Genomic DNA, 7,415 nt, shown 5'->3' with positions numbered 1-7,415 from the left:
GACTCAATACAATCCAATGTGGGAGCTGGCTTGCCTGCGATGGCGGGCTGCCAACCAACTTATTAGTTATGACCCACCGCCATCGCAGGCAAGCCAGCTCCCACATTTGGATCGAAACCAGACCTGGGGATTACTGCTGGTTCTGACCCAGGATCAGACGACCTTCTTTATCCACCGGAATCTGGCTGCCAGGGTCACGCTCCATACGCACGGTACCTTCCTTGCCATCCAGGTTGTAACGCACGTCATAACCGACCACCTTGTCACTGATGTCGTTAACGGTATTACAGCGAGTTTGAGTAGTGGTGTAGGTATCGCGGTTCTGCATACCTTCCTGAACCTTGTTACCGGCGTAGCCACCACCGACTGCACCAGCCACGGTGGCCAGCTTCTTACCGTTACCGCCACCAATCTGGTTGCCCAGCAGGCCACCCGCAAGGGCGCCCACCACGGTACCGGCGATTTGATGTTGGTCCTGCACCGGACGCTGCCGGGTCACAGTGACGTCCTTGCAGACCTCACGAGGGGTTTTAATCTGGGTTTTCACCGGCTGCACCGCCAGCACTTGCGCATACTCAGGGCCGCTTTTTACCAGGCTGTAGGTGGCAACAGCGCCTCCGGCAGTCACACCGACAGCACCCAATACCGCACCAACCAGCAACGACTTGTTCACATGAACCTCCTGACCATCACAAGCGGACCGAAAGATCCGCGCTATACCCAGCCTTGGAGCAAAAAAAAAGGCGCGAGTTCAATACTCGCGCCTTTCTTGTAACAGCGGATCAACAAGCGCCCATCAAGGACGGTCGTCGACCTCCTTGTCGGTAGCGGCAGGAGGGATCAAGTCTTCGCTGTTGAGGTTCAGCCAGATCAGCACCACGTTGGCGATGTAGATCGACGAGTAGGTACCCGCCAGAACGCCGATAAACAGCGCCAGGGAGAAGCCCCACAGGTTGTCGCCGCCGAAGATCATCAGCGCAGCAATCGCCAGCAAGGTGGAGATCGACGTCGCCATGGTCCGCAGCAGGGTCTGGGTGGTGGAGATGTTGATGTTCTCGATCAACGTCGCCTTGCGCAGTACACGGAAGTTCTCACGAACTCGGTCGAATACCACGATGGTGTCGTTGAGCGAGTAACCAATGATCGCCAGCACAGCTGCCAATACGGTCAGGTCGAAGGTGATCTGGAAGTAGGCCAGGATACCCACGGTGACGACCACGTCGTGGATCAGCGACACAATGGCGCCGACACCGAACTTCCACTGAAAGCGGAACGCCAGGTAGATCATGATGCCGACCAGCGCCATCAGCATGCCGAGGCCGCCCTGGTCGCGCAGTTCTTCACCCACTTGCGGGCCGACGAACTCGACGCGTTTGACCGACGCAGGGTTATCGCCGCCGACCTTTTGCAAGGCCTCGGCTACCTGGTGACCCAGTTGCGGGTCTTCGCCAGGCATACGCACCAGCAGGTCGGTGGTGGCACCAAAGCTCTGTACCACGGCTTCGTGATAGCCGGCCTTGACCAGCTCGCTGCGCACCAGGGTAACGTCGGCCGGCTTCTCGTAGGTCAGCTCGATGAGCGTACCGCCGGTGAAGTCCAGGCCGTAGTTCAGACCCTTATGGAACCAGCTGAACAACGCCAGAACGGTAAGGAGCACGGTGACGCCGAACGCAACGTTGCGAACGCCCATGAAGTTGATTGTACGTAACATGGCAGCCCCTTAAATCCACAACTTCTTGAAGTCACGCCCGCCAAAGATCAGGTTGACCATTGCGCGGGTCACCATGATGGCCGTGAACATCGAGGTAAAGATCCCGAGGGACATGGTCACCGCAAAACCTTTCACCGGGCCTGTGCCCATAGCGAAGAGAATCCCGCCGACCAACAGTGTGGTCAGGTTGGAGTCGAGGATCGCGGTAAATGCCCGGCCGAAGCCTTCGTTGATTGCACGCTGCACGGTCATGCCGGCGGCGATCTCTTCACGAATCCGCGAGAAGATCAGCACGTTGGCATCCACCGCCATACCCATGGTGAGTACGATACCGGCAATACCTGGCAGGGTCAGTGTGGCACCCAGCAACGACATCAGAGCCAGCAACATCACCATGTTGCCCGCCAGGGCAACGGTGGCGATCACACCAAAGAAGCGGTAGATGGCGATGATGAACAGCGACACGAACAACATGCCCCACAGCGCCGCATCGACACCCTTGGTGATGTTGTCGGCACCCAGGCTCGGGCCAATGGTACGCTCTTCAGCGAAGTACATCGGTGCAGCCAGGCCACCGGCACGCAGCAGCAACGCCAGCTCGGACGACTCGCCCTGGCCGTTCAGGCCAGTGATACGGAACTGAGCACCCAGCGGCGACTGGATGGTCGCCAGGCTGATGATCTTCTTCTCTTCCTTGAAGGTCTGCACCGGCACGTCTTTCTCGACGCCGTTGACCATCTGCTTGGTGTAGGTGGTCACCGGGCGCTGCTCGATGAAGATCACTGCCATGCTGCGACCGACGTTGCTGCGCGTTGCGCGGCTCATCAGTTCGCCGCCATGGCCATCCAGGCGGATGTTCACTTCAGGCGTACCGTGCTCGCCGAAACCGGCCTTGGCGTCGGTCACCTGGTCACCGGTGATGATCAAACCACGCTCGATCAACGCAGGAGGACGGTTGCCTTCACGGAATTCGAACTCTTCGGAAGTGGCACGCGTAGCGCCTGGGTCTGCCGCGAGACGGAACTCCAGGTTGGCGGTCTTGCCGAGGATACGCTTGGCTTCAGCGGTGTCCTGTACGCCCGGCAACTCAACCACGATACGGTTGGCGCCCTGGCGCTGCACGATCGGCTCGGCCACACCCAGCTCGTTGACGCGGTTACGCACCGTGGTCAAGTTCTGCTTGATGGAGTATTCGCGGATTTCGGCGATCTTGGCCGGGCTCATCGCCAGACGCAGTACCGCTTGACCATTGAGGTCGGCAGGCACGATGTCGAAATCATTGAAGTTCTTGCGGATCAGCGCACGGGCCTGTTCGCGGGACGCTTCGTCAGCAAAGCCCAGCTGAATGGCACCGTTGAGCTGCGGCAGGCTGCGATAGCGCAGCTTCTCTTTGCGCAGCAGGCTCTTCACGTCGCCTTCGTAGACTTTCAGACGTGCGTCCAGGGCCTTGTCCATGTCGACTTCCAGCAGGAAGTGCACACCACCGGACAAGTCCAGACCCAGCTTCATCGGGTGCGCGCCAATGCTGCGCAGCCATTGTGGCGTGGTCTGGGCCAGGTTGAGCGCGACAACGTAGTCATCACCCATGGCCTTGCGTACGACATCTTTGGCCGGCAATTGGTCTTCTTGCTTGGTGAGGCGCAACAAGCCGCCTTTGGAACCAGCTGCCAAGGTTGCCGCTTTAACCTGGATACCCGCGTCGTTGAGCGCTTTGCTCGCACGGTCCAGATCAGCCTGATTGACCTGCAGCGAAGTGCTGGCGCCAGAGATCTGGATCGCCGGGTCATCAGGATAGAGATTGGGAGCGGAATAAATAAAGCCGATCGCCAGCACCGCCAGGATCAGTACGTATTTCCACAGAGGGTATTTGTTCAGCATCACGCCGCCCGCTTATAACGCGGGGCGCCTTGCGCGCCCCGTCGATTGGTAAAGGTTGTTACTTAGATCGCTTTGAGCGTGCCTTTAGGCAGCGTGGCGGCGATGGCGCCCTTCTGGAACTTCATTTCCACGGTGTCGGAGACTTCCAGTACCACGAAAGCATCGGAAACCTTGGTGATCTTGCCGGCGATGCCGCCAGTGGTCACGACTTCGTCGCCTTTTTGCAGGCTGCCCAGCAGGTTTTTCTGCTCTTTGGCGCGCTTGGCCTGTGGACGCCAGATCATCAGGTAGAAGATGACCAGGAAGCCGACCAGGAAAATCCACTCGAAACCACCGCCCATAGGGCCGGCAGCAGCAGGCGCAGCGGCGTCAGCCATGGCGTTAGAGATAAAAAAGCTCATTTAGCACTCCAGTTGCAAATAGTGAATCTTAGGGTCGGAAAACTCAGTCCAAGGGCGGCACAGGGAGGCCACGCTTGGCATAGAAGGCATCGACGAAGGCGGCCAATGTACCCTGTTGAATAGCCTCGCGCAAACCAGCCATCAGGACTTGGTAATGACGCAAATTGTGGATGGTATTCAACATGCTACCCAGCATTTCCCCGCACTTGTCCAGATGGTGCAGATAAGCACGGGAGAAGTTCTGGCAGGTGTAGCAGTCACAGGTAGGATCCAGCGGCGAATCATCATGGCGATGGAACGCGTTACGGATCTTCAGCACGCCTGTATCGATGAACAGATGCCCATTGCGGGCATTACGGGTTGGCATCACGCAATCGAACATGTCCACACCGCGGCGCACACCCTCTACGAGATCTTCCGGTTTGCCAACGCCCATAAGGTAACGAGGTTTGTCTGCGGGCATCAGGCCTGGCAGATAATCCAGCACCTTGATCATTTCGTGCTTGGGCTCGCCCACCGACAAACCGCCGATGGCCAGGCCGTCAAAGCCGATCTTGTCGAGGCCTTCCAACGAGCGTTTGCGCAGGCTTTCATGCATGCCGCCCTGGACAATACCGAACAGCGCCGCCGTGTTATCGCCATGGGCGTTCTTCGAACGCTGGGCCCAGCGCAGCGACAACTCCATGGAAATACGCGCCACTTCTTCATCAGCCGGGTACGGCGTGCACTCGTCGAAAATCATCACGATGTCCGAACCCAGGTCGCGCTGTACCTGCATCGACTCTTCCGGGCCCATGAACACCTTGGCGCCGTCGACCGGCGAGGCGAAGGTCACGCCCTCCTCCTTGATCTTGCGCATGGCGCCCAGGCTGAACACCTGGAAACCACCGGAGTCGGTGAGGATCGGGCCTTGCCACTTCATGAAGTCATGCAGGTCGCCATGCTTCTTGATCACTTCCGTGCCCGGGCGCAGCCACAGGTGGAAGGTATTGCCGAGGATGATTTCGGCGCCAGTGGCGACGATGTCGCGCGGCAACATGCCCTTGACGGTGCCGTAGGTGCCGACCGGCATGAAGGCCGGGGTCTCCACAGTGCCGCGCGGGAAGGTCAGGCGGCCGCGACGGGCTTTGCCGTCCGTAGCGAGCAATTCAAACGACATACGACTCATAAGTTGTCCTCAGGGCCGCGCGGCGCCGGGTTACGGGTGATAAACATCGCATCACCGTAGCTGAAAAAACGGTACTCGTTAGCAATGGCGGCCTGGTAGGCAGCCATGGTTTCCGGGTAACCGGCAAATGCCGACACCAGCATCAACAGCGTGGATTCCGGCAAATGGAAGTTGGTGACCAGGCAATCGACCACATGAAAAGGTCGCCCTGGAAAAATGAAGATATCGGTGTCGCCACTGAACGGTTTGAGCACGCCATCACGTGCTGCGCTCTCCAGCGAACGCACGCTGGTGGTGCCCACGGCCACCACTCGACCGCCCCGCGCCTTGCACGCCGCCACCGCATCCACTACATCCTGGCTGACTTCCAGCCATTCGCTGTGCATATGGTGGTCTTCGATGTTATCCACACGCACCGGCTGAAACGTCCCGGCCCCCACGTGCAGGGTCACATAGGCGGTGTCGACGCCCTTGGCGGCAATCGCATCCAGCAGTGGCTGGTCGAAGTGCAACCCGGCGGTCGGGGCGGCGACGGCGCCGAGGCGCTGTGAGTACACGGTCTGATAACGCTCGCGGTCCGCGTCTTCGTCGGGGCGGTCTATATAAGGAGGCAACGGCATATGGCCGACACGCTCCAACAGCGGCAACACCTCTTCAGCAAACTTGAGCTCGAACAAGGCATCGTGGCGCGCGACCATCTCGGCTTCGCCACCGCCCTCGATCAGGATGCTCGACCCTGGTTTGGGCGACTTGCTGGAGCGCACATGGGCCAGCACGCGGTGGCTGTCCAGCACCCGCTCCACCAGAATTTCCAGCTTGCCGCCGGAAGCCTTCTGGCCAAACAGCCGCGCCGGAATCACGCGGGTATTGTTGAAAACCATCAGATCGCCTGGGCGCAAATGCTCAAGCAAATCAGTGAATTGACGGTGTGCGAGGGCACCGCTGGGCCCGTCCAGGGTCAGCAGTCGACTGGCGCGACGCTCGGCCAAAGGGTGGCGAGCGATCAGCGAATCAGGGAGCTCAAAAGTAAAGTCAGCAACGCGCATGATGGGGTTCGTCTAGCAGGGCCGGGAAGTCTAGCGGAAATAGTGAAAATAGACCATGAAACGTGATTGACCAACGGTAATCTCATCTCTATACTTCGCCGCCATTGAGCCCTGATGGCGGAATTGGTAGACGCGGCGGATTCAAAATCCGTTTTCGAAAGGAGTGGGAGTTCGAGTCTCCCTCGGGGCACCATCTTAAAAAAAGACCTTGAAATTCAAGGTCTTTTTTTCGCCCGTAAAAAAGTGGACGGCGGGCTGATTCGTTGCTCACCACCCATTACCAACCTGAAACACGATCCAATGTGGGAGCTGGCTTGCCTGCGATTACGCCAGCCCCAACACCTTCAAAGCATCTGCCTACACAGCAACCGCATCCCCCTCCTCTGTCACCCCATTCGGCAACATCCCATTCGCCAAATCATCCACCACCGCCTTCGCCATCTCCCCCAAATAATGCGCCGCCCAGGCATAGCGGTCTGCGCTTTTGTCCATCGCCGCATCCAAAGCCAGCATTTTTGAACAATGGAGAAGCTCGGAGGCATGCTCCAGGGCATCACGGATGGGTACACCGGAATTGACGCGGAATAAGCGGTGGACGTCGGGCTGTTTGCCGCAGGTGGAAAAAGTAATGACGCCGAGGGTTTTGTTGAGGGGTGGGTTGATCATTGGGCACCTCCCAGGGGGGTGGAGGTGTGGGTCGAGGAATTGCGAAGGTACGGCCTATCAGAAACGCTCATTGCTTAAGCTCCTATGTAGTGAGCTGCCACGTTCGTTTCTCATGCGAATGGGTGGCAGCTATGCGCGGGCTGAGAAACCGGGACAATAGGAACCCGGCAGACCCGAAGGTCTCCCACGCATAGCCGCCATTACACAGACATGCGGACACAAAAAAGCGCCAACAGTCTAATGGATGGTGGCGCCTATGCGCCTATTGTTTCTCGGATTCTCAAGTCCGGTCGCTGGGTTGGAAGCGACGGGAGAAAGGTAGCGCAGGAGCAGTTAGAGATGAAAGTTGGTATCTGTGGCGAGAAGTTTCCAGCGAACTGGCAACCACCGCTTGGCATTTGTCGTCTCTGTGGCCTGAATCGTAAGCGTCCAGCCGCCCCACCTTTACTCAGGTTGAGGCGCGAGGGGTAATAGCTCATCGATCCGGCTGTTGGGCCAGCTGGGTAGTTTTTCCAGCGTATCCTTGAGCCAAGCGGCGGGTTCGA

Annotated in this window: 8 protein-coding genes and 1 tRNA gene; 1 reads left to right on the top strand and 8 read right to left on the bottom strand. The window is 58.6% G+C overall.

Annotation, left to right across the window (positions count from 1 at the left end; all coding sequences use genetic code 11):
* Positions 1–130: 130 nt before the first annotated feature.
* The 6 genes from GIW04_RS25500 to queA form a co-directional block, all read right to left on the bottom strand.
* On the bottom strand, positions 131–673 hold the full coding sequence (locus GIW04_RS25500) for a glycine zipper 2TM domain-containing protein (protein WP_003194023.1): 543 nt from the start codon (positions 671–673) through the stop codon (positions 131–133).
* A 123-nt stretch (positions 674–796) separates the two neighbouring features.
* The gene (gene secF, locus GIW04_RS25495; protein WP_003194024.1) at positions 797–1,711 is read right to left on the bottom strand and encodes a protein translocase subunit SecF; all 915 of its coding nucleotides are present in this window, start codon (positions 1,709–1,711) and stop codon (positions 797–799) included.
* A gap of 9 nt (positions 1,712–1,720) precedes the next feature.
* Entirely contained in the window at positions 1,721–3,589 is a 1,869-nt protein-coding gene (gene secD / locus GIW04_RS25490) for a protein translocase subunit SecD (protein ID WP_003194025.1), read from the bottom strand.
* Between the two features lie 62 nt (positions 3,590–3,651).
* A complete protein-coding gene (gene yajC / locus GIW04_RS25485) occupies positions 3,652–3,990 on the bottom strand; it encodes a preprotein translocase subunit YajC (RefSeq protein ID WP_003175975.1) in 339 nt (112 codons plus the stop codon).
* A 43-nt stretch (positions 3,991–4,033) separates the two neighbouring features.
* Complete coding sequence (gene tgt / locus GIW04_RS25480; RefSeq protein ID WP_164692241.1) at positions 4,034–5,149, bottom strand: tRNA guanosine(34) transglycosylase Tgt; 1,116 nt, start codon at positions 5,147–5,149, stop codon at positions 4,034–4,036.
* A 5-nt stretch (positions 5,150–5,154) separates the two neighbouring features.
* Positions 5,155–6,204, bottom strand: coding sequence for a tRNA preQ1(34) S-adenosylmethionine ribosyltransferase-isomerase QueA (gene queA, locus GIW04_RS25475; protein WP_003194027.1), 1,050 nt, complete (start codon positions 6,202–6,204; stop codon positions 5,155–5,157).
* A 108-nt stretch (positions 6,205–6,312) separates the two neighbouring features.
* Here queA and GIW04_RS25470 point away from each other — a divergent pair.
* Positions 6,313–6,397, top strand: a tRNA-Leu gene (locus GIW04_RS25470).
* A 164-nt stretch (positions 6,398–6,561) separates the two neighbouring features.
* On the opposite strand, the gene GIW04_RS25465 is transcribed toward GIW04_RS25470, so the two are convergent.
* Together GIW04_RS25465 and GIW04_RS25460 are read right to left on the bottom strand one after the other, a co-directional pair.
* Positions 6,562–6,870: a DUF3077 domain-containing protein gene (locus tag GIW04_RS25465; RefSeq protein WP_120248559.1), complete on the bottom strand. Its 309-nt coding sequence runs from the start codon at positions 6,868–6,870 to the stop codon at positions 6,562–6,564.
* A 444-nt stretch (positions 6,871–7,314) separates the two neighbouring features.
* A partial coding sequence (locus tag GIW04_RS25460; protein ID WP_156422915.1) for a transposase domain-containing protein occupies positions 7,315–7,415 on the bottom strand: 101 nt, incomplete at its 5' end.

Source organism: Pseudomonas sp. PA-4-8C (assembly GCF_021606625.1).
Taxonomy (GTDB): domain Bacteria; phylum Pseudomonadota; class Gammaproteobacteria; order Pseudomonadales; family Pseudomonadaceae; genus Aquipseudomonas; species Aquipseudomonas lactis.
The sequence above is the reverse complement of the archived record's forward strand: the minus strand, read 5'-3'. Positions and strand labels throughout refer to the sequence as shown.